Annotated in this window: 18 protein-coding genes; 12 read left to right on the forward strand and 6 right to left on the reverse strand. The window is 69.2% G+C overall.

The window, feature by feature from the left end; genetic code table 11:
- On the reverse strand, positions 1–517 hold a 517-nt coding region (ahpC, locus tag QZ609_RS12170), incomplete at its 3' end, for an alkyl hydroperoxide reductase subunit C (RefSeq protein WP_295494749.1).
- A 393-nt stretch (positions 518–910) separates the two neighbouring features.
- Here ahpC and treS point away from each other — a divergent pair.
- The 7 genes from treS (at position 911) to QZ609_RS12205 (ending at position 13,280) form a co-directional block, all read left to right on the forward strand.
- Positions 911–4,324, forward strand: a complete 3,414-nt coding sequence (gene treS / locus QZ609_RS12175) for a maltose alpha-D-glucosyltransferase (protein WP_295494752.1) — start codon at positions 911–913, stop codon at positions 4,322–4,324.
- A complete protein-coding gene (gene treZ, locus QZ609_RS12180; protein ID WP_295494755.1) occupies positions 4,321–6,204 on the forward strand; it encodes a malto-oligosyltrehalose trehalohydrolase in 1,884 nt (627 codons plus the stop codon). The genes treS and treZ overlap by 4 nt, the downstream gene beginning before the upstream one ends.
- Complete coding sequence (gene malQ / locus QZ609_RS12185) at positions 6,201–8,522, forward strand: 4-alpha-glucanotransferase (RefSeq protein WP_295494758.1); 2,322 nt, start codon at positions 6,201–6,203, stop codon at positions 8,520–8,522. Before treZ ends, malQ begins: the two co-directional genes overlap by 4 nt.
- Positions 8,523–8,654: 132 nt before the next feature.
- Complete coding sequence (locus QZ609_RS12190; RefSeq protein ID WP_295494761.1) at positions 8,655–9,899, forward strand: MFS transporter; 1,245 nt, start codon at positions 8,655–8,657, stop codon at positions 9,897–9,899.
- A 48-nt stretch (positions 9,900–9,947) separates the two neighbouring features.
- Positions 9,948–10,856 (forward strand): amidohydrolase family protein, encoded by a 909-nt coding sequence (locus QZ609_RS12195; protein ID WP_295494765.1) that lies wholly within the window; start codon positions 9,948–9,950, stop codon positions 10,854–10,856.
- A 104-nt stretch (positions 10,857–10,960) separates the two neighbouring features.
- Positions 10,961–11,713: a class I SAM-dependent methyltransferase gene (locus tag QZ609_RS12200; RefSeq protein WP_295494767.1), complete on the forward strand. Its 753-nt coding sequence runs from the start codon at positions 10,961–10,963 to the stop codon at positions 11,711–11,713.
- Between the two features lie 187 nt (positions 11,714–11,900).
- Positions 11,901–13,280, forward strand: coding sequence for a sensor histidine kinase (locus QZ609_RS12205; protein ID WP_295494770.1), 1,380 nt, complete (start codon positions 11,901–11,903; stop codon positions 13,278–13,280).
- Between the two features lie 7 nt (positions 13,281–13,287).
- Here QZ609_RS12205 and QZ609_RS12210 read toward each other — a convergent pair whose 3' ends face one another.
- Positions 13,288–14,967: a diguanylate cyclase gene (locus tag QZ609_RS12210; RefSeq protein WP_295494773.1), complete on the reverse strand. Its 1,680-nt coding sequence runs from the start codon at positions 14,965–14,967 to the stop codon at positions 13,288–13,290.
- Between the two features lie 320 nt (positions 14,968–15,287).
- On the opposite strand from QZ609_RS12210, the gene QZ609_RS12215 reads away from it, so the two are divergent.
- The 4 genes from QZ609_RS12215 to QZ609_RS12230 all read left to right on the forward strand — a co-directional run bounded on the left by QZ609_RS12215 (position 15,288) and on the right by QZ609_RS12230 (position 19,224).
- Positions 15,288–16,154, forward strand: coding sequence for an ABC transporter substrate-binding protein (locus QZ609_RS12215; protein WP_295494776.1), 867 nt, complete (start codon positions 15,288–15,290; stop codon positions 16,152–16,154).
- A gap of 47 nt (positions 16,155–16,201) precedes the next feature.
- On the forward strand, positions 16,202–16,915 hold the full coding sequence (locus QZ609_RS12220) for an amino acid ABC transporter permease (protein WP_295494794.1): 714 nt from the start codon (positions 16,202–16,204) through the stop codon (positions 16,913–16,915).
- The gene (locus QZ609_RS12225; protein WP_295494779.1) at positions 16,912–17,676 is read left to right on the forward strand and encodes an amino acid ABC transporter permease; all 765 of its coding nucleotides are present in this window, start codon (positions 16,912–16,914) and stop codon (positions 17,674–17,676) included. Before QZ609_RS12220 ends, QZ609_RS12225 begins: the two co-directional genes overlap by 4 nt.
- 66 nt (positions 17,677–17,742) lie before the next feature.
- Positions 17,743–19,224 (forward strand): AMP nucleosidase, encoded by a 1,482-nt coding sequence (locus QZ609_RS12230; RefSeq protein WP_295494782.1) that lies wholly within the window; start codon positions 17,743–17,745, stop codon positions 19,222–19,224.
- Positions 19,225–19,242: 18 nt separating this feature from the next.
- Here the strand turns inward: QZ609_RS12230 and QZ609_RS12235 are convergent, their stop codons facing one another.
- The 4 genes from QZ609_RS12235 to QZ609_RS12250 all read right to left on the reverse strand — a co-directional run bounded on the left by QZ609_RS12235 (position 19,243) and on the right by QZ609_RS12250 (position 22,590).
- On the reverse strand, positions 19,243–20,781 hold the full coding sequence (locus tag QZ609_RS12235; RefSeq protein WP_295494784.1) for a carotenoid oxygenase family protein: 1,539 nt from the start codon (positions 20,779–20,781) through the stop codon (positions 19,243–19,245).
- Positions 20,782–20,794: 13 nt separating this feature from the next.
- Positions 20,795–21,244, reverse strand: coding sequence for a DUF2141 domain-containing protein (locus QZ609_RS12240; RefSeq protein WP_295494785.1), 450 nt, complete (start codon positions 21,242–21,244; stop codon positions 20,795–20,797).
- A 200-nt stretch (positions 21,245–21,444) separates the two neighbouring features.
- Positions 21,445–21,666, reverse strand: coding sequence for a hypothetical protein (locus QZ609_RS12245; protein WP_295494788.1), 222 nt, complete (start codon positions 21,664–21,666; stop codon positions 21,445–21,447).
- A 132-nt stretch (positions 21,667–21,798) separates the two neighbouring features.
- On the reverse strand, positions 21,799–22,590 hold the full coding sequence (locus QZ609_RS12250) for a phytanoyl-CoA dioxygenase family protein (protein WP_295494790.1): 792 nt from the start codon (positions 22,588–22,590) through the stop codon (positions 21,799–21,801).
- A 227-nt stretch (positions 22,591–22,817) separates the two neighbouring features.
- Between QZ609_RS12250 and QZ609_RS12255 the strand changes: the two genes are divergently transcribed.
- Positions 22,818–23,145, forward strand: a 328-nt coding sequence (locus QZ609_RS12255; protein ID WP_295494792.1) for an acyl-CoA thioesterase, incomplete at its 3' end; no start/stop codon positions are given.

The following is a 23,145-nucleotide window of genomic DNA, read 5'->3' on the forward strand; positions in this document are numbered from 1 at the left end:
CTTCGTTCCACTTGGCCGGGCACACGTTGCCCGGGTTGTTGGCGACGAACTGGGCTGCCTTGAGCTTGCGCAGGGTTTCCTTCACGTCACGCGCGATGGCGTTGTCGTGCACTTCCGAGGTCTTGATCACGCCTTCCGGGTTGATCACGAAGGTGCCGCGCAGGGCCAGGCCTTCTTCCGGGATGTGCACGCCGAAGGCGTTGGTCAGCTTGTGGGTCGGGTCGCCCACCAGCGGGAACTGGGCCTTGCCGACGGCCGGCGAGGTTTCGTGCCACACCTTGTGCGAGAAATGCGTGTCGGTCGTGACGATGTAGACCTCGGCGCCAGCCTTCTGGAACTCGGCGTAGTTTTCGGCAGCGTCTTCCACTTCGGTCGGGCAGTTGAAGGTGAAGGCGGCCGGCATGAAGATCAGCACGGACCACTTGCCCTTGAGCGACTGGTCGGTGACTTCAATGAACTTGCCGTTGTGGAAAGCCTCGGCCTTGAACGGCTGCACTTGGGTGTTGATCAGCGACATAGTGGTTCTTTGGGTTGGTTGTTGGGTTGACGACGGGAGTGATCGTATCGGGACCCGTCGCATTGCACAAATTGATTGATACGATCGATTCGATTGCTAATAGCTATTATACACGGGGTTGCCAGCCGCCCCTAAGGTGTACCCGGCCAACTTTACAAATCTGCACGCAGGGTGCGCACGATGCGCGCCATCACGCATGTCGTCTTCCGTGTCGCGCTGCATGCAATATGCTGGGTGAACGGGGCCTGCCCACACTGTGGCCGCCTGGCACGGCGCTTGCGCACAGCATGGGTTCGCAACCCCGTCGTGCGTGCCGATCGCGCCACCCTCTTCTGGTCGGCACGCGCGTCCGCAGTCAGGCGCCCGCGCCCGGCCCATGGAGGACCCCTCGTCATGACGCGCAACCCGACCGCGCTGCTGGTGGATGACCCGCTCTGGTACAAGGACGCCGTCATCTACCAACTGCACGTCAAGTCGTTCTGCGATTCCAATAACGACGGCGTGGGCGATTTTCCTGGCCTGATCTCCAGATTGGACTACATCGCCGAGCTGGGCGTGGACGTCATCTGGCTGCTGCCGTTCTATCCGTCCCCCCGCCGCGACGACGGCTACGACATCGCGGAGTACCGCGGCGTGCACCCCGACTACGGCACCATGGCCGACGTCCGCCGCTTCATTACCGAGGCGCATGCGCGCGGCCTGCGCGTCATCACCGAGCTCGTCATCAACCACACGTCGGACCAGCACCCATGGTTCCAGCGTGCGCGCCGGGCCAAGCCGGGCTCGGCGCTGCGTGACTTCTACGTGTGGTCCGAGCACGACAAGAAGTACGCCGGCACGCGCATCATCTTCATCGACAGCGAGCTCTCCAACTGGACGTGGGACCCGGTGGCCAACGCCTACTTCTGGCACCGCTTCTACTCCCATCAGCCCGACCTGAACTTCGACAACCCGCGCGTGCTCAAGGCCATCCTGGGCGTGATGAAGTTCTGGCTGAACCTGGGCGTGGATGGCCTGCGCCTGGATGCCGTGCCCTACCTGGTGGAGCGCGAAGGCACCTCCAACGAGAACCTGCCCGAGACGCACGAAGTGCTGCGCAAACTGCGCGCCGCCATGGACGCCGAATTCAAGCACCGCCTGCTGCTGGCCGAGGCCAACCAGTGGCCCGAAGACACGCAGGAGTACTTCGGCGCCGGCGACGAATGCCACATGGCCTTCCACTTCCCGCTGATGCCGCGCATGTACATGGCCATCGCGCGTGAAGACCGCTTCCCCATCACCGACATCATGCGGCAGACGCCCGAGGTGCCGAGCTGCTGCCAGTGGGCGATCTTCCTGCGCAACCACGACGAGCTGACGCTGGAGATGGTGACCGACGCCGAGCGCGACTACCTGTGGGAGGTCTACGCCAGCGACCGCCGCGCGCGCCTGAACCTCGGTATCCGCCGGCGACTGGCGCCGCTCTTGGAGCGCGACCGCCGCCGCGTCGAGCTGATGAACAGCCTGCTGTTCTCGATGCCCGGCACGCCCGTCATGTACTACGGCGACGAGATCGGCATGGGCGACAACATTCACCTGGGCGACCGCGACGGCGTGCGCACGCCCATGCAGTGGTCGCCCGACCGCAACGGGGGCTTTTCGCGCGCCGACCCCGAGCAGCTCGTGCTGCCGGCCATCATGGGCTCGCTGTACGGCTACGAATCGGTGAACGTCGAGGCGCAGAGCCGCGACGCACATTCGCTGCTGAACTGGACGCGCCGCATGCTCGCCACGCGCAAGCGGCACCGCGTGTTCGGGCGCGGCAGCATCCACTTCCTGCAGCCGTCCAACCGCAAGGTGCTGGCCTATATCCGCGCGCTGGAAGACGAGCCGCCGATGCTGTGCGTGGCCAATCTATCGCGAGCCTCGCAGGCGGTGGAGCTGGACCTGTCGAACTATGCGCAGCGCGTGCCGGTGGAGCTGATTGGCGGCACGGCGTTCCCGCCCGTTGGGCAGCTCCCCTATCTGCTGACGCTGCAGCCGTACGCCTTCTTCTGGCTGGAGCTGCGCGAGCACGAACCCGGCCCCTCGTGGGCACAGCCGGTGGCGGAGCAGTTGCCGGAGTTCACCACGCTGGTGCTGCGCGCGGGGCTCGACGCCCTGGCCGACACGCGCCAGCGCGAAGCGCACCGCCAGCTGATCGAACGCGAGATCCTGCCGACCTACCTGCCCATGCGCCGCTGGTTTGCCGCCATGGACAGCGTGCTGCGCGACGCGCGCTTTGCCTGGGGCGCGGCGTTGCCGGTCGATCCTGCGTGCACCCACCGGCCGCTCACGGGCGCGACCCGGCCCGAGGTGTTCCTCAACGAGATCGTCGTCACGCTGGGCGACGCCGATGGCGTCGAACGCATCGAGCGCTACCTGCTGCCGTTGTCGATCGCGTGGGAGTCGGCCACGCTGGCCGCGCTGCCGGTCCAGCTGGCGGTCGCGCGCGTGCGGCGCGGCCGCCATGTCGGCTACCTGACCGACGCCTTCACCACCGAGACCTTCGCCCGCGCCCTGCTCGCCAACCTCGCATGCGGCGCCACCGTGGAGGCCAGCAACGGCACCGTGCGCTTCGAGCCCGAACCGGACCTCGCCACGGCGCAGGCCGCCCCCCTGCCGCTGGCGCCCGACGCGCCGGTGCAGTGGCTGGCGGCGGAGCAGTCCTACAGCTCGCTGGTGATTGACGAAGCGGTCGTCGTCAAGCTGATCCGGCGCGTCTCGGCGGGCACGCACCCGGAGGTGGAGATGACGCGCCACCTCACGCGCGCGGGCTACGTTCATACCGCTGCGCTGATCGGCGAGATCGTGCACGAGGGCGCCGGCAGCGAGCCGACCACGCTGGCCGTCCTGCAGCGCTACGTGCCCAACCAGGGCGACGCCTGGACCTGGGCGCTCGACTACCTGCGCCGCACGATCGACGAGCTGGCGGTGCTGACCGAAACCGTACCGGCCGGCGAAGGCGACGAGGCGCCCATCGTCATCTCCGAGACACGCACCGACATTGATGAAGCACTGGCGGGCTACCTGGCGCAGATCGGCGCCATCGGCACGCGGCTGGGCGAGCTGCATGCCGTGCTGGCGCAGCCGGCGGAGGACCCGCACTTCGGCACCCGCGCCGCCGATGCCGACGACGTACGCGTGTGGACCGCCCGCGTGCGCGAGCAGGTCACGCGCGCGCTCGACCATCTGGAGGCGTGGCAGGAAACCCATGCGGACATCTCGCATACCGATACCGACTGGCTGCAGGCGCAGCGCGACGCGCTGCCGGCGGTCATTCGCGCGCGCGCGCAAGGCGGGCTCGGCGCGACGCTCTCGCGCGTGCACGGCGACCTCCATCTCGACCAGGTGCTGGTCGCGCAGGGCGACGCCTTCCTGATCGACTTCGGCGGCGACCCCGCCCGCCCGGTGGAAGAACGCCGGCGCAAGGACAGCCCGCTGCGCGATGTCGCCAGCCTGCTGCGCTCGCTCGACGACGTGATCGAGGCCATGCGACAGGGGCCGGAGCACGTGGCGGGGCCGGCGCAGGACCGGCGCGACCAGTTGCTCGAGCGCTTTCGCGCGGCTGCCGCCGAGCGCTTCCTGCAAGCCTACGCAGCGGCCGCCGGCAACGCTCCCGACCTGGCACTGCTCGATCTTTTCGTGCTCGAAGACGCGGCCCGCGCTGCCGGCGACGACGTCATCGCCCGGCCGGCATGGCCGCCGATTCCGCTGGCCGGGCTGGCGCGCGTGGCGCGGCGCTTGCTGGATGCCGAACCGCAGAGCGCACCGGAGACCGCACCATGACCGCCCTCGAACCCGCCACCCTACCCGTCCGATTCGAGCACGCCCTGCCGTTTGGCGCGGCGACCCTCGGGCCCGACGGCACGCGCTTTCGCCTGTGGGCACCCGATGCGGCCGAGGTGTGGGTCGAGATCGAAGGCACCGGCACCAGCACCGCCGTGCCCATGCAGGCCGAGCCGGACGGCTGGTACACCGTCATCGCGCCGGTGGACGCGGGCGCCTGCTACCGCTACCGCATCACCAACCGCGACGGCGCAACGCTCGCCGTGCCCGACCCGGCCGCGCGTGCGCAATGGCAGGACATCCACGGCCCCAGCCTGGTGGTCGACCCGACACGCTACACCTGGCAGCACCCTGGCTGGCCAGGCCGGCCGTGGCACGAGACCGTGCTGTACGAACTGCACGTCGGCGCCATGGGCGGCTTCAATGCCGTGCGTGAACGCCTGCCGGCACTGGCGCGCTTGGGGATCACCGCCGTCGAACTGATGCCGCTGGCGGAGTTTCCGGGCGCGCGCAACTGGGGCTATGACGGCGTGCTGCCGTTCGCGCCCGAAGCCAGCTACGGCACGCCCGACGAACTCAAAGCGCTGATCGATGCCGCGCATGGCCTGGGGCTGATGGTCTTCCTCGACGTGGTCTACAACCACTTCGGACCGGATGGCAACTACCTGCACCACTACGCGCGCCGTTTCTTCCGCGAAGGCATACGCACGCCCTGGGGCGAGTCCATCGACTTCCGCCAGCCGCAGGTGCGCGAATTCTTCATCCAGAACGCGCTGATGTGGCTGATGGAATATCGCTTCGATGGGCTGCGGCTGGATGCCGTGCAGGCCATTGGCGAGCGCGACTGGCTGGGCGAACTGGCCACGCGCGTGCACCAGGCAGTGGAGCCCGGGCGGTACGTGCACCTGGTGCTGGAGAACGAAGACAACACCGCATCGCTGCTGCATGGCGCCGATGTGCCCAAGACCCGCTCCGTTGGCACCTATGAAGCGCAATGGAACGACGACGGCCACCACACGCTGCATGTGCTGCTGACCGGCGAACACGAAGGCTATTACGCCCCCTACGCCGACACCCCCGCGCAGCGGCTGGCGCGCGTGCTGCAAGACGGCTTCTGCTACCAGGGCGAGCCCTACCTGCTGCACAACGGCGCCCCGCGCGGCGAGCCCAGCGGGGCATTGCCGCCCACGGCCTTCGTGCTGTTCCTGCAGAACCACGACCAGATCGGCAACCGCGCCTTTGGCGAGCGGCTCACGCGCCTGGTGCACCCCGACGCGCTGCATGCCGCGCAGGCGCTCGTGCTGTTGTGCCCGCAGATCCCCCTGCTCTTCATGGGCGAGGAGTGGGGCAGCCTGCGCCCCTTCTACTACTTCACCAGCCACCATGGCGCACTGGCCGATGCCGTGCGCGAAGGCCGGCAGCGCGACTTCGCGGGCTTTGCGGCGTTTGCCGATCCGCACCTGCGCGCACGCATTCCCGACCCGAACGATGAGCGCACCTTCCTCGACTCCGAGCCGGGCGAGGCCGATCCCACCCTGCCCGAACACCTCGACTGGCTGCACCGTACCCACCGCCTGCTGGCGCTGCGCCATGCGCAGATCGTGCCGCGCCTGGTGGGCGCCCGCGCGCTGGATGCCGTGGCGCTCGGCAGCTCGGGTGCCCTGGCGCGCTGGCGGCTGGGCGATGGCAGCGTGCTCACGCTGGCCGTCAACCTTGGGCCCCAGCCGGTTGCACTGCCCACCGCGCTGGCGGGCGACCCGACCGACCTGCTCCACGAATCGCGCGACGGCGCGGCCGCCATGCTGGCGACGCACCATGTCCCGCCGCGCGCCTGCGTGGCACTGCTCAGCACGCCGTCTGCGGCGCGCACCTCGCCATGAATCACCAGACCTCCACCCAAGCAGCCCACACCGCCTTGCACCAGCTCGCGCAGGACGCCGGCCTGCAGGTCGACTGGGAAGACGCCGGCGGCCACGCCCTGCGCGTGAACGACGACGTGCTGCGCGCCGCGCTGCGCAGCCTGGGCCTGCCCGCCGACACCGCCACCGACGTGCGCGACAGCCGCGCCCGCCTGCAGGCCGAAGCCGACAGCCTGACCGTGCCCTTGCTGGCCACCGGCGTGGCCGGACAGCCCATCGAGCTGGCCACTGCGCTGCCGCAACTGTCCGCCCTGGCCGGTCGCCCCTACCGGATCGATCTTGAGCAAGGCGGTGCCGCCGAGGGCACCGTGCACGCCGGCGCCGACCGCGAGCACGCCACGCTGCGGCTGGCGCCGGTGCAGGCGGCGGGCTATCACCGGCTGCGCATCGACACCGGCGCCTACACCGGCATCGAAGCCACGCTGGCGATTGCCCCGGCGCGCTGCTACAGCGTGGCCGACGCACTGCAGGCGCGCGGACGCCCGCCCCAGGCGCGCCTGTGGGGCAGCTCCGCGCAGCTCTACGGCTTGCGGCGCAGCGGCGAGCACGCGGCCCTCGCGGCCGGGCTGGGCGACTACACCGCAGCGGGCGTGCTCGCACACAGCCTGGCCCAGCACGGCGCCGACGCGCTGGCGCTGAGCCCCGTGCACGCCATGTTCAGCGCAGACACGCACCGCTATTCACCGTACTCCCCATCGAGCCGGCTGTTCCTCAACGCCGCGATGGTCGACCCGGCGGCATTGTTGGGGCCGGCCGCCGCGCGCCAGGCGATTGCCGACTGCGGCCTGGCCGATACCTACGCTCAACTCGAAACCGCAACCCTGATCGACTGGCCGGCTAGCGCCACGGCGCGGCTCGCGGTGCTGCGCACGCTGCACCGGCGGATGCTGCAGGACGCCGAGGCCGGTGACGACACGGCCCGCCGCCTGCACGAGCAATTCCACGCGTTCTGCGCCGCGCGCGGGCACAGCCTGCTCGACCACGCGCACTTCGAGACGCTCGATGCACACCTGCGCCAGGAACATCCGCAGATGTGGCACTGGAAGCAGTGGCCGGCCACCTACCAGTCGCCATCGTATTTGGCGGTGCGCGCCTTCGCCCGCGACCACCAGGACGACGTGGATTTCCACCTCTTCCTGCAATGGGCGGCTGCGCGCCAGCTGGCCGCCGCGCAGCGCACCGCCGAGGACGCCGGCATGGCCATCGGCCTGATGGCCGATCTGGCAGTCGGCACCGACAGCGCAGGCAGCCACGCGTGGAGCCTGCAACGCGACCTGCTGATCGGCCTGACGGTGGGCGCACCGCCCGACCTCTTCAACACCCAGGGGCAAAACTGGGGCCTCACCACCTTCAGCCCGCGCGCCATGCGCACGCAGGGCTTTGCCGCCTTCCTCGAGATGCTGCGCGCGGTGATGGCCACGCCCGGCGGCGTGCGCATCGACCACGTGCTGGGGCTGATGCGGCTGTGGGTGGTGCCCGAAGGCGCGCGGGCGGTGGATGGCGTCTACCTGCACTATCCGCTGCAGGACCTGCTGCGGCTGATTGCGTTGGAGTCATGGCGCAACCGCTGCGTGGTCATCGGCGAAGACCTCGGCACCGTCTCGGGCGGGCTGCGCGAGCGCCTGGCCGACACCGGCCTGCTCGGCATGCGCATCCTCTGGTTTGAGCGCGATGAAGGTCGCGATGGGAGCCAACCCGGCGCCGGACCTGACGCCCCCTATCGATTGCCCGCAACCTGGGCACGCACCTCGGTGGCCATGACCAGCACGCACGACCTGCCGACCCTGGTCGGCTGGTGGACCGGCAACGACGTGCACTGGCAGGGCAAGCTCGGCCTGCTGCCGATCGGCATGAACGAGACGCAGGCGCGCACCCAGCGCATGGCGGACCGCCACGCGCTGGTGGATGCGTTCGCGCGGCAGAACGCAGCCGTGCAGGAGGCCGGCAACGCGCCGATGCTGCGCGTCGCGCCGTTGCAGGCGGCACTGGCACAGGCGAGCGCCGCAGCGCCGGCAGAACGCGACGCCATCCTCGGCGCCAGCACCGGCGACTTCGCCACCGCGGCCACGGCCTACACCGCCGCCGCTCCCGTGCCGCTGGCCATCGTGCCGCTGGAAGACCTGTTCGGCCTGCTGGAGCAGCCCAACCTGCCCAGCACCATCGAGACCCACCCCAACTGGCGCCGCCGCCTGCCCGCGCCGGCCGGCACGCTGCTGGAAAACCCGGCCGTGCAGGCCCGGCTGACCGCCCTCGCCCGCGCCCGCACCGACGCCGCCTAGCCCGTTTGCCGCCCCGCACGGGTTAACACCGACTGCGCATCCTCCAGCGCGCCCCTAAAATTCCTCTATTCATATAGATGACTAGAGCAATGCGTGACCAACGCGTCGCTCACGTCACCCAGAGGAGACGGCATGTTCGGCTGGTTCAAGGAAATTTCAGCGGGGGAGAAGCGCACCTTCTGGGCGTGCTTTGGCGGCTGGGCGCTCGATGCGCTCGACGTGCAGATGTTCAGTCTGGTCATCCCCACCATCATCGCGGCGTGGCATATCGGCAAGACCGAGGCCGGGCTGGTGTCGGGCGTCACGCTGGTGGCGTCGGCGCTGGGCGGCTGGATTGCGGGGGCGCTGACCGACCGCTATGGCCGCGTGCGCACGCTGCAGATCACGGTGGCGTGGTTCTCGCTGGCGACCTTCGCCTCGGCCTTCGCGCAGAGTTTCGACCAGTTCCTGGTGCTCAAGGCCATCCAGGGCTTCGGCTTTGGCGGCGAGTGGGCCGCGGGCGCGGTGCTGATGGCCGAGAGCATCCGCGCCAGCCATCGCGGCAAGGCCATGGGCACGGTGCAGAGCGCGTGGGCCGTGGGCTGGGGCGCGGCGGTGCTGCTGTATGCGCTCACCTATTCCTTCATTGAGCCCGCCCTCGCGTGGCGCGTGATGTTTGCCGCGGGGCTGCTGCCGGCGCTGCTGATCCTCTACATCCGCCGTGGCGTGCAAGAGCCCACCGTTGCCAAAACGGTGGCGACGCCTGACGCCATGCCGGTCTCGCGCTTCCCGCTGCTCGACATCTTCCGCCCGCAGGTGCTGCGCATGACGCTGATCGGCGGGCTGCTCGGCGTCGGCGCGCACGGCGGCTACTACGCGCTGATGACGTGGCTGCCCACGTATCTGAAGACCGAGCGCCACCTGTCGGTGCTCGGCACCGGCGGCTACCTGGCGGTGATCATCTTCGCGTTCTGGGCGGGCTGCGTGGCCAGCGCCTGGCTGCTCGACGTGATCGGCCGGCGCGGCAACATCCTGCTGTTCTCGTGCTGCTGCGTAGTGACGGTGCTGGTCTACCTGCTGTTGCCGCTGTCCGATGGCGCGATGCTGGTGCTGGGCTTTCCGCTCGGCTTCTTTGCCGCCGGCATTCCAGCCAGCATGGGGGCGCTGTTCAACGAGCTGTATCCGCACGGCGTGCGCGGCACCGGCGTGGGCTTTTGCTACAACTTCGGCCGCGTGGTGTCCGCCGCGTTTCCGGTGCTGGTGGGCAAGATGAGCGCGTCGATGTCGCTGGGCACGGCCATCGGCATCGATGCGGCCATCGCGTACGCCATCGTCGCCGTGGCGGTGCTGATGCTGCCCGAGACGCGCGGCCGCGACCTGGCGGCCGTCACTGCCTGATTCCCGTCCCATGAACACCCCGACCATCCTTCGCTGCCAGGAGACTCCATGCCCACGCGCCGTGCCTTCAACACCGGGCTGCTTGCCATGCTAGGTTCCATCGCCCTCGCGGGCTGCGCGGTCAGCGGCACGCCAGACAAGACCGCGCGCATCACCGGCATCGACACGCATGCGCACGTGTTCGAGCGCGGCCTGCCGCTGGCGGGCGCGCGGCGCTATGCGCCGTCGTACGATGCGCCGCTGGCGGCCTACCTGGCGCAGCTCGACGCGCATGGCCTGTCGCATGGCGTGCTGATCCAGCCGAGCTTTCTCGGCGTCGACAACAGCTATCTGCTGGCCGCCCTCAAGCAAGCCCCGCAACGGCTGCGCGGCGTGGCCGTGATCGACCCGACCGTGCCAGAGACCTTTCTCGCGCAGCTGGATACGGAAGGCATCGTCGGCATCCGCCTGAACCTGTTCAGCGTGCCCGACCCGCAGCTGACCTCGCCCACGTGGCAGGCGGCGCTGCGCCGTCTGCACGCGCTGGGCTGGCACGTGGAGCTGCACGTGGAGGCCCGCCGCCTGCCCGCGCTGCTGCCGCCGCTGCTGGAGGCGCAGATCAACGTGGTGGTCGACCACTTTGGCCGGCCCGACCCCGCGCTCGGCGTTGGCGACCCAGGCTTTGCCGCGCTGCTCGCCGCCGGCCGCTCGCGCCGCGTGTGGGTGAAGGTGTCCGGCGCCTACCGAAACGGCGACGGTGGCGACGGCGAGGCCACCGCGCTGGCCGCCATGCCGCGCCTGAAGGATGCGCTCGGCCTGGACCGCCTGGTCTGGGGCAGCGACTGGCCGCACACGCAATACGAAGCGCGCATCCGCTATGACACGGCCTGGGCGTTTGCCGACGTGCTGCTGCCCGATACGAAGGCGCGGCGCCAGGTGCTGGTCGATACGCCCGCGCAACTGTTCCGCTTCGTCTGACGGTCGCGGCGCGATACCCCGTTTCGCCAATCGCGAATCGCGCCGCGCGGCGTGCATGCCTACACTGGCCGCTCCTCGTTCCACACAACAAGAAAGGAGCCGCCATGCAGCAGCATCGACTCGTCGACCGGCAATTCGGCCAGGTCGCGCAGACCTATCTCACCAGCGCCGTGCACGCGCAGGGCGCCGACCTCGATGCCCTGGCCGCGCTGGCCCAGGCGACGCCGCATGCCAAGGTGCTCGACCTCGGCTGCGGCGGCGGCCACGTGAGTTTTGCCATGGCGCCGCACGCCGCTGCGGTGGTGGCCTACGACCTGTCGGACGACATGCTGGGCGTGGTGGCCACCGAAGCCGCCAGGCGCGGCCTCACGCAACTGCATACGCAAGCCGGCCGCGCCGAAGCGCTGCCGTTTGACGATGCCGCCTTCGACATCGTCGCCACACGCTTCTCGGCCCACCATTGGTACGACGTACGCGCCGGCCTGGCCGAGGCGCGGCGCGTGCTCAAACCCGGCGGCAAGCTCGTCGTGGTGGATATCGTCGCGCCGGAAGCGCCGCTGCTCGACACGCTGCTGCAGACCGCCGAGGTGCTGCGCGACGCCTCGCACGTGCGCGACTACCGCGTCTCCGAATGGCAGGCCATGCTGGCCCAGGCCGGCTTCACGCCCGGCACGCCGCGCACCTGGAAGCTGACCATGGCCTTCGGCGGCTGGCTCGCGCGCATGGGCACGCCGCCGGTGCGCGCCGATGCCATCCGCGACCTGTTCGACCGTGCGGCAGACGAAGCGCGGCAGTACTTTGCGGTGGCGGATGATCATTCGTTCACCATCGACGCGATGATGATCGAGGCGGCCTAACGGGTGTCGACAGGTGCAACCCGCGTAGGGCGCGGGCGCGGATGCAGCTTCGCTCAGCGCAGATTGAAAAAATATCTGATCGCGGGGCGCGCCCGGAAACGGTGATTGCCATTACCCTTGCAAGACCGTTCGACCCACCCGTAGCCGCCGGCGGATGCTTCGCCCGGCTGCGCCGGCCTGCGCTGCCATGTACGCCCTGCTACCTGCCTTTGTTTCGTCGCTGTTCCTGTTCTTCAGTGCCTACGTGCTGCTCACGCGTGACCGGACGCGGACAAGCCTCACGTTCTTCGGCCTGACCATCCTGACCTGCCTGTGGCAGGGGATCTGGGCGTTTTTGTTCCTGAGCAGCACGGTGAGCACGGCCGAGGTGCTGGCCAAGCTCGGCTGGCTGGCGATCCTGCCACTGCCGACCGTGCTCTATCACTTTGCGACCGAAGTGGCAGAGCGCCCCGACGAGCGGCGCTGGCTCGTCGCGTCGTACACGCTGTCGGCGGTGCTGATGGTGCTGCTGATCGCCACCGATTGGGTGATCGCCGGCGTGCGGCACTTCGATTTCGGGTTCTACCCGAAGGCGGGGCCGCTGGAAGCCATCCACATTACCCAGACCACGCTGCTGGTGCTGCGCGCCATCTGGCTGCTGTATGTCGGGCAACGGCACGCCACGGTGGAAAAACGCCGGCGCCTGCAGCTGTGTCTATTGGGCATCGCGGTGTACTCGCTGGCCGCGGCGGACTACGCGGTGAACTATGGCGTGGCGCTGTATCCGCCCGGTGTCGTGTTCATTGCTGTCAGCCCGATCCTGATCACGTGGGCGCTGGTCAAGCTGGACTGGATGCGGCCCTACATGCTGGCCGCCGGCATGGCGCACGAGCTGCGCACCCCGCTGGCCACCATCCGCCTGCAGGCCGCGGAGATGGCCCGCGCGTGGCCGGAGCTGTTCAAGGGCTACCAGCTGGCCGTCAGCAACGGCCTGTGCCCGGACACCCTATCCCCAGACACACTCAAGCGGGTCTCCCGCCTGGCCAACACGATCGGCGCGGAAGCGACCACCGCGCATGCCGTCATCGACATGGCGCTGGCGTCGATCACGCTCGACCGGCTCGACACCCGGCAGTTTGCCGCCCACAGCCTCTACGAGTGCGTGGCCGATGCCATCGAGCGCTACCCCTTCCAGATTGGGGAACGCGGCCGCGTGACGCTCGCGGGCTTCGATCCGGCCTGGCGCTTCCATGGCTCGGACACCTTGCTGGTGTACGTGATCTTCAACCTGACCAAGAACGCCCTCTACGCCATCCACAGCGCCCGCAAAGGCATCATCCAGATCACCACCACCTGGAGCGGCGAGCACTACATCGTCGAGTTCCGGGATTCGGCAGACGGCATCCCGGCGCAGCATCTAGGGCGCATCTTCGATCCGTTCTTTTCCACCAAAAACCACGGCAGCGGCAGCGGCATGGGGCTGACGTTCTGCCGGCGGGTGATGGAGTCGTTCGGCGGCAAGATCGATTGCCAGTCGACCGAGGGCGAAGGCGCCTGCTTTTCGTTGTACTTCCCGCGCCTGCCCTAGGGCGGGCTCACTCGCCGGCGGCCGCGCTGCGCAGCCCCGGCGCCGCCTCCTGGGCCTGGGGCGTCTGGTGGAAGCGGAACGTATTGCGACCGTTGCGCTTGGCCTCGTAGAGCGCGGCGTCAGCGCGTTCGAACAGCACGTCCAGGCGCTCTTCGTCGGGGGTGATGGCGATGGCGCCGGCTGAGAGCGTCACGTACGGCGCCACCACCGATGCCGCATGCGGACGGGCGCGCTCGGCCACGGTGGCCACCACGCGCGCCACCGCGTAGCGCGCGTCTTCCAGGCTCAGGTCGAACAGCATGGCCACGAACTCCTCGCCGCCCACGCGGGCGATGAAGTCATCCGGGTGCCGACAGGCGGTGCCGATGGTGTCGGCCACCATGCGCAGGCAGTCGTCGCCCTGCAGGTGACCGTAGGTGTCGTTGTATTGCTTGAAGCAGTCGATGTCGAACAGCACCAGCGCAACGTGGCGGGCGTCGCGACGGGCGTGGTCGAGCAGACGCGGCGCCTGCGTTTCGAAAAAGCGGCGGTTGAACAGTTGGGTGAGCGCATCGCGGTTGATGTCGCTCTCCAGCAGCGTGAGCTTGGCCTGCGTGCGCTGCAGCTCGCCGCGCAGCGCGTCCTGGGCGCTGGCCATGCCGGCGCGCTGCAATTGCTCGAGCGTCACGTCGCGCAGCAGCAGGAACACGCCGGCGTGCCGGCCGCGCGCATCGGCCAGGCCTTCGAGCGTGATCTCCAGCGTGCGGCCGGTCTCGGGCAGCCACACTTGGTGCCGGTTGGGCAGGCGCGTGCGCTCGAACTCGCGCAGGATGACCGGCACGTTCAGCACCTCGGGCGGCGCCGCATGCAGCCGCGCGGCCGGCAGCAGGTGCCGTGCCGCCGCGTTGATGCTGGCGATGGTGCCGTCCGGCGCCAGCACGATGCAGCCATCGCGCATGGCCTCGATGATCTTGATGCGCGCGTAGGTGGCGGTGTCGCGCAGCCGCGGCCACAGGACGATCCAGCCCAGCAGCGTGGTGCTGACGGCAAACGTGGCGGGGGTCAGGTCGCCGCCCAGGGCGGTGGTCCAGCGCTGCAGGTAGGCCAGGTGCGCCACCAGCGGCAGCAGTTGCCCGATCACCAGCGCCAGGCGCACCTGCGTGCGCGAGGGCGCGTGTGCCGACTGCGCCAGCGTGGCGGCCGCGTCGGTGCCCGGCAGCGTCAGCAGCACCAGGCTCATCGCCAGCAAGGCATAGTTGTAGGCGGTGCCCACCCAGAACACCGGGCCGTGGTCGAAGATGGCGCGCGGTACGCCGTCGATCATGACGAAGCGCGCGTCCAGCCAGATCAGGTGGTGCAGCTCGTTGGTGGCGACCAGGCCGATGTAGCCCGCGGCCACCAGCAACGCCGCCACCCAGCCCGTGCGCACCAGCGGCAAGGTGTTCAGCTCCGGGCGCGTGAGGCCCAGCACCAGCCGCAGCCACGCCGCCGGGACCATCATGATGCCGAGATACGCCACCTTGGCCCAGCCGATGCGTACCGGCATGTCGAACGAGACCAGCTCCATCAACCGGGCGCCGCTCCACAGCGCGGTGCCCAGCGCCAGCAGCATGAAGGTGGAGACTTCCGGATCATCGCGCCGCGGCCACGACAGGCCGATCAGGGCGATGGACACCAGCACGGCGCACGCAAGTACGGCGATCAGCATGGCTGCCGCCTCCCGCACGCGCAAGGACGCAAACGGCCGACGCCGCCGGCCGCTTCCGCTGGTCTGTCCACGATCCTTCCCCGTTCTTTGTTTTGTCGCACAGTGTATCGGGCGATGCTGTGCGCGCCCAGCCCGGCGGCGCACGCTCGACTCCCCTACCCGCAGCTAACGGCACGGCTTGAGAAAACTAGAGCCCTACGTCGGTCGGGCCGTGCCCGGAAATGGTGCGGCGCGCATATCGATCTGCCGACGAATTCGTTTGCGCGGCGCAGCATGCCCCCTACGCTTGACCCCCTCAAACATTCATTCAGGGGGTTGTCATGACAGCAGGACTCTTCTCGCGGCAAGGCCTGGCCCACGCCGCGCGCCTGAGCGCCGGTGCGGCCATCGGTGCGGTATTGGCCATGGCGGTGCTGCACGCGCCGGTCGCCCGCGCCGACCGCCTCGACGACATCCGCCGCGCCGGCGTGCTGCGCGTGGGGGTGTTCGACGCCAACCCGCCGTTTGGCGCGGCCGATGCCAAGACCGGCCAGCCGGTTGGCCTGGATGTCGATTACGCGCAGGAAATCGCCAGAAAGCTGGGCGTCAAGCTGGAGCTGCGCGCCACCAACCCAGCCAACCGTGTGCCGCTGCTGACCTCGGGCAAGGTCGACATCATCGCCGCCAACTTCACCATCACCGACGAGCGCCGCAAGCAGATCGACTTCAGCACGCCGTATTTCGCCAGCGGCCTGCAGTTCATCGCCAAGAAGGGCGTCCTCAAGCAGCCGGATGACCTGAAGAAGGACGGCATCCGCCTGGGCGTGGACAAGGGCACCACGCAAGAGACCACGCTGCGCGAGGGCTACCCCAACGCCCGCGTGATCGCCTATGACGACTCCCCGCTGGCGCTCACCGCGCTACGCAGCGGCGCTATCCAGGCGTTTGCGCAAGACGGCGCCAAGCTGGGCGCGCTGCTGGCCACGCTGCCCAACCGCGATGCGCTGGAGATCTCGCCTTTCGTGCTCACGCGCGAGTACATGGGCATCGGCGTGCCCAAGGGCGAGACGCAGCTGACAGCCGCCGTCGACCAGATCCTGCAAGGCCTGGAGAAGGACGGCACCGCCGCCCGCATCTACGACCGCTGGTTCGGCCCGAAGAGCGCCGCGCCGCTGCCGCGCGACTTCATCATCGGCAGCACCAAGTGAGCTTGCCCAGCGTCCTCCAGCCGCTACCGCCCCGCTACCTGGGCTGGATGCTGGAGGGCTTCGGCATGACGCTGCTGGTGTCGGCGGCGGCCATCGCCGGCGGGCTTGCCATCGGCCTGCTGCTGACCGCCCTGCGCGCCAGTGGCCGGCCGTGGCTGCGCCTGCCTGCGCGCGGGCTGGTGGCCTTCCTGCGCAAGACACCGCTGCTGGTGCAACTGTTCTTCTGGTATTTCGGGGCGGCGCAGTTGCTGGGCGAAGACGTGGTCGGCGCCGTCACAGGTTGGAGCGGCATCACGCTGGGCCGCTGGCGGCTGCCCGCGCCGTCGTTCGAGTTTCTGGCGGCGGCGTTCGGGATTGCGCTGTATGCGGGCGCCTTCTACTCGGAGGAGCTGCGTGCCGGCATCCGGGCCGTGCCGCGCGGCCAGCGCGAGGCGGCCCTGTCGCTGGGCTTCACGCCGCGCGCGGCCTTCCTGCGCGTGGTGCTGCCGCAGGCGCTGCGCGTATCGGCGCTGCCGCTGCTGGGGCAATGCGCCAACACCATCAAGAACACGTCGCTGGCGATGGGCATCGGGCTGGCGGAGCTTTCTTACAGCGCGCGGCAGGTGGAGACCGATACCCTGCTCGCCTTCCGGGCCTTTGCCGTGGCAACCGTGCTGTATGCGGCGGTGATCCTGCTGCTGCAATGGGCGGCACCCTGGGCATTGCGTCGGCTGGGTTGGTTGCCCGCCTCGCCGGCCGCGTGGGCGGGGGCGCCGGCATGACGGTCGACACCCTCGTCCTGCACCTGCGCTACCTGCTGATCGGGCCCTATCCGAACGGGCCGCTCTCGGGCGCCGCGCTGACGCTGTGGATGGCGCTGCTGGCCTGCCTGGCGGCCACCGTGGCGGGGGTCGGCTGTGCGCTGCTGCTGGACCGGCTCGACGCCGCGCCCGGCCTGCGCTGGCTGGCGCGCGCGCTGCGCGGCGTGCTGGCGATCTTGCGCGCCATTCCCGTGCTGATGCTGATGTTCTGGGCCTACTTTCTGGTCCCGATGGCGCTGGGCGTGGCCGTGCCCGAGACCGCCACGGTGGTGACGGCACTGGCTGCCGTGGGCGCCGCCTATATCGCTCAGAGCATGGAGGCCGGCTTGCGCGCCGTGGGGGCGGGGCAGCGTCACGCCGCGCTGGCGCTGGGCATGTCGCCCAGGCAGGCATTGCTCGCCGTGGTGCTGCCGCAGGCGTGGCGCATCATGCTGCCATCGCTCGCTAACCAGTGGGTGTCGACGGTCAAGGACACCTCGCTGGCGTATATCGTGGGCGTGGTGGAGCTGTCCACGGCGGCCAGCCAGGTCAACAGCCGCACGGTGGCGTATCCGGCCGAGGTGTTTGGCGTGGTGGCGGTGCTGTATTTCGCGCTGTGCAGCGGTGTCGAGGCGCTGCCGGGCTGGCTGCGCGCCGGCGCCACGGCAAGGCCGCCGCGCGCGGCGCTCTGGCGGCGCTTTCTGCGTTGGCGCACCCGGCCGGTGGCTGAGGCCTGTACCTGATGCATCACGCAGTGATGGCTATCCGGCGGCTATCAACGCTTAACAAAACGCCGGTATTATTTGTGCATGACCGATACCCGCGCCATCACCAATCTCTATCCCGCGCACGACCTGGCGGTCTGCACCGACGCCAACTCCGCCGTCGAGCGCATCACCGCCATCTACGAGCGCTCCGCGCAGTCGATCCGCGACCGCTTCCAAGCCTTCGCGCGCGGCGAGGAGTGCGGCGACGACGCCCCTGCGTGCTACCCGTACCTCGGCATCAGCGTCGATCCGAAAACGCTGGTGAGCGATGCGCGTCCGGCCTGGGGCACCGTGGCCTACCCGGGCGTGTACGGCACCACGCTCACGCGGCCCGATCTCTTCCGCGAGTACTACCGCGGGCAGATCGAGCGCCTGCTGCACTATCACGACAGCCCGGTGGTGGTGGGCGTCAGCGACCGGCCGATCCCGCTGCCGTTCGTGGTGGAGGCGTCGACCATCGACATCACCCCCGAGCAGGCGCGCGCGCTGGGCGGCGCCTTCGAGCTGCCAGACCTGGCGATGATCGACGACGCCATCGCCAACGGCACCTACCGCCCGGCCGACGGCGAGCCGCAGCCGCTGTCGATGTTCACCGCCGAGCGGGTCGACCTCGCACTGCAGCGGCTGTACCACTACACCGCCACGCACCCGAAGCACTTCCAGCGCTTCGTGCTGTTCACCAACTACCAGCGCTACGTCGATGAATTTGCCGCCCTCGGCCGCAAGCTGATGGAAGACGGCAACGACGAGGGCTACGTCCGCTTTATCGAACCCGGCGACACCGTGCACGAACTCGGCACGCCCGCGCCGGACGACTCGCACCGCATCAAGGGCCTGCCGCAGATGCCGGCCTACCACCTGGTGCGCGAAGACCGCCTGGGTGTGACGCTGGTCAACATCGGCGTGGGCCCGTCCAACGCCAAGACCATCACCGACCACCTGGCCGTGCTGCGTCCGCATTGCTGGATGATGATCGGCCACTGCGGCGGCCTGCGCCGCTCACAGCAGCTCGGCGACTACGTGCTCGCCCACGCCTATGTGCGCGACGACCACGTGCTCGACCAGGACCTGCCGCCGTGGGTGCCGGTGCCCCCGATCGCCGAAATCCAGGTCGCGCTGCAGGAAGCCGTGGCGCGCATCACCGGGCTCTCCGGCGCCGACATGAAAGCGCGCATGCGCACCGGCACGGTGGTCTCCACGGATGATCGCAACTGGGAGCTGAAGTACCAGGCGCTGTACACGCGCTTCAACCAGTCGCGCGCCATCGCCATCGACATGGAAAGCGCCACCATTGCCGCCAACGGCTTCCGCCTGCGCGTGCCCTATGGCACCTTGCTGTGCGTGTCGGACAAGCCGCTGCATGGTGAGCTCAAGCTGCGCGGTATGGCCAACCTGTTCTATCGCCAGCGCGTGTCGCAGCACTTGGCAATCGGCATGGAGACCGTGCGCCTGTTACGCGAGAACGGCGTCGAGACGCTGCACTCGCGCAAGCTGCGCAGCTTTGATGAGCCCGCGTTCCGCTAAGCCCGACTACGCGCCCGACTAAGCGGGACGAAACAACCCATGCAGCCCGAGCGGCGCCGCGCCGCTCAGCTTGGCTGTCGCCACCGGCCCCGCCGCCACGTCACGCGCATCAAACGCCGTGAGCTTGGTGCAGCCAGCATCCACATCGAACACCGTGCCGACCAGCCAGCCCTCGCCTTCGCGGGCGGTGGCCGAGGCCGGCACGAACACGTGTTCCTCCACCAGCACGCGCTGCGCAAAGCGGTATTGCGCGGTCTTGCCTGACTCCGTATCGAAGCGCATCAGCGTGTCGAAGCCGGGCAGCAGGTGCGGGTCGCCCGCCGGCCGCGTGTGGGCCACGCAGAACAGCGCGCGATGACGCAGCGTGGTACGGCGCGTGTCGATCTTCGGAAACTCGGCCACGTGCTCGGTGGCGACCTGCTCGGCGCGGCCGGTGCGCAGGTTCAGGCGCAATTGCGTCAGGTGTGCGCCCGGCGTGGGGCGCGTCTGCCCGCGCATCAGCTCGCGCAACGTGGTGGTGACGATGGTGGCGTCGTCCGAGCGCACAGTGTCGAGGTGGATCTCCTGCCCGTCGGGCGACGACCACGCATTGCCAAGGTGGAAGACAAAGCCCGCCGGCAGCTGGAACCAGCGCATGCGCTCGGCGTCGTTCTTGTCGAGCACCAGCGCGCGCATGCCGAGTTCCGGGCGCCAGACGTGCGCATCGAGAAACGACACCCCGCTCTGCGCGCGTTCCTTGTCGAACACGAACGGCGGCAGCAGGAACACCAGGTGGCGCTCGGTCACGGCAAAGTCATGCACCATCGCCACGTCCGGCACCGGCACCGACTGCACGCGCTTGAGCGCGCCATCCGCGCCCACGCAATACACCGTCAGCAAACCCGCGGCGCTGCTCACGCCAAAGTTCCACAGCGTGCCGTCCGGCTCCACCTTGGGGTGCGCGGAGAACGGCATGCCGGCATAGTCGGCGCGCCAGGTCTTGATGCCGAGCGTGCGCAGCGTGTCCGGATCGACGCGCGTGGCCGAGCCGCCCTCCCACAGCGCCAGCATCTCGTTGCCCTGCATCACCAGGCTGGTGTTGGCAACGTTGATGGCATCGGGCGCGGCGACCGGCTCCATGTCCGGGTTGGCGGTGCCGAAGGTGGCGCGCTGCGGGTGCCCGGCGGCACTGTCGGCCTCGAACTTGTCGGTGCGCACGAACACGCCGCGGTGCGTGACGCCCGCCGCGCGGATGTCGTAGCGCTGGATCATGCCGTCGCCTTCGAACAGGTGGTGGTAGCGCACGCCGCCGATCTCGTGCCGCGCCGGGCCGTTGCGGTAGAACGCGCCGTGCAGCGCGGGCGGGAACGCGCCTTCCACGGCGAGCGTGCTCGGCGGCAGGTCGGCACTCGCGCCCTGATAGCCTGCGAGCCACGGCTGGCGTGCACGCGCAGCGGCAAACCCGGTGGCCCAGGCATCGGGCTCGGCGGCTGCGTTGGGGGGCATGGCCATGACGTCGCGCAGGGTCAGGCCAAACGGTGCGGCGCCCAGGGCCGCGAGGAACGATCGACGTTGCATGGCGCGCGCCCCTTCAGCGGAGATGGATCGTCACGTGCTGGTCGCCCTGCACGTCGATGGCGGCATCGTCGAATGACGGCGGGCCGAAGCGCCCGCGTGCGTCGCGGCTGAAGCCGTAGGGCTCGATGGGAATGCCGGCCGGGTTGGTGTCGAGCTTGCCGTCGCCGTTGGCATCGTGGAAGACCGACAGCGCGTAGCGCCCGGCGGGCAGGTCTGGGTAGACGAAGGTGACGCTGGCGCCCGACACGCTGTCGAGCGCAGTGATGTCGGCCCGCGCCGCACCGTCCGGCTTGAGCCAGTGAGCGGCATCGCGAAACATCGCCGCACGCACCGCGCCTTGGCGGCCCTGCGCGCCCTCGACGGTGACGGTGAGTGTGGCGGCAGACGCCGACCCCACCAGCAGCACGGCAAGCCCGCCACCGGCAACCAGCGCGCGGCGCAGCAACTTCGACACTTCGGACATGGACGGTCTCCTGACAGGCCGGCCGAGGGCAAGGGCCGGCGTTCAGGGGGCAGTCTAGACAGGCACCTGGGGGCCGTCGCGGCGGATGCGACGAACGGCAGTGGGCAGGACGCAAACGGTGGCTGCGCGCGACGAACCCGTCACGCGAACGGACGCAGTAGGTGGATCGCAGAAAATGCAACGCGCCCGGGAGGGCGCAGTCAGTGCGGCAGATGGGCGAGGCGCTGCTCGGCCAGCAGCACACTCGCACTGATGGCGAGTTGCGGCGAGATGAAGCCTTCGGGCATCTCGACGGATTCCCAGTCGCACACGACCTGGCCGGCGCGGCAGATCTGGAAGCGCGCGAACCAGCGATGATCTTCGCGCTGCAGGGGATCGACCAGGATCACATGCGCACCGTGGACCACTTCCCGTATCGGCATGCCATCCTCCGTGTGATGCAGAACTGGGCCCCACCTTAGCAAACGCGCGCGGCACCCATCTGTCAGGCAGGCGCCTACAGAGGCGCCTGCGCAAACGTTGGACACCGACGCATGCGCCGGACGCGTGCGGGTTCAGGCCACCACCGGGTCCGGCCGCGCCGATGAGCGCGTGCCCGGAAGCGGCGTGTTGTCACCACCATAGTAGGTCGTGACCAGCGAGAACTTCACTGCGCCGGTTTGATTGGCGCGCGCCGCATGAAACGTGTTGCAGTGGAAAAACAGCACGTCGCCGGGCAGCAGCGGCACCGGGCGGGCGGTGTCGATCAGCGCGCGGTTTTCGCGCACGTCCTGGCGCAGGAAGAGCTTGTCGTCAAAGCGCTCGGCCGGCAGCTCCAGCACGTGGCTGCCCGGAATGACCCACAGGCAGCCGTTGTCCACGGTTTCCTCCACCAGCGCGAGCCACACCGAGACCAGCTCGTTGCGCGCGAACGACCAATAGCGGCTGTCGCGATGCCAGTGCGTGGCCGTGCCGAAGGCGGGGTGCTTGGTCATCACGCAGTTGTGATGCGCCAGCGACAAATGCACCGGCGTACCGACCAACTGGGCAATCGTGCCGGCCACGCGCGCGTCGCGCGTCCATTCGCGATACGGTGTGCCACGCGAATCGGCATCGAGCAGGCGGCGCACCGTCTGGCCGCCCTCCGCCTCGCGCGAGGTGGGCGCGCCGGCATAGCCGACGTCGGTTTCCAGCTCGACCGGCGCCGCCGCCTGCTCCAGCGCCGCGCGGGCGGCCGCCAGCAGCGTGGCGCATTCGGACTGCCCGGCCAGGCTGCGCAGGATCAGGTAACCGTGGGTGTGGAAAAAGGCTTGCTGCTCGGCATCCAGCGCATGCGGCTGGGCGAGCACGGAGGCAGACGAAGTCATGGGAATGGGGCGATGCCGCCTGCGCGGCGTGATGCAACGTGATCGAGGCGCCCAGTGTAGCGCGATGCCCCAAAACCGCGCATGGAACACCACCGTCGTCATGGACAAACGCTGCGCCAGATCAATGACGCAGCGCAGAAAGTTTCAGGCAGAATGCTCCGCTAAACGCCCGAGCGTACCCATTTCTTCGTCCCAAACACCCCTCCTCTGCCCCCATCCGACGTCTCATGAACGCGCACTCCCACCAGCTCAGCATGACCGTGCTGATGACCCCCGACATGGCCAACTTCTCGGGCAACGTGCACGGCGGCCACATCCTCAAGCTGCTCGACCAGGTGGCCTACGCCTGCGCCAGCCGCTATGCCGGCCGCTACGTGGTCACGCTGTCGGTGGATCAGGTGGTGTTCCGCCAGCCGATCCACGTGGGCGAGCTGGTGACCTTCCTGGCCTCGGTCAACTACACCGGCCGCACGTCGATGGAGATCGGCATCAAGGTCGTCACGGAAAACATCCGCAACCAGGTCGTGCGCCATACCAACAGCTGCTACTTCACGA

This window comes from uncultured Ralstonia sp. (assembly GCA_913056305.1).
GTDB lineage: Bacteria > Pseudomonadota > Gammaproteobacteria > Burkholderiales > Burkholderiaceae > Ralstonia.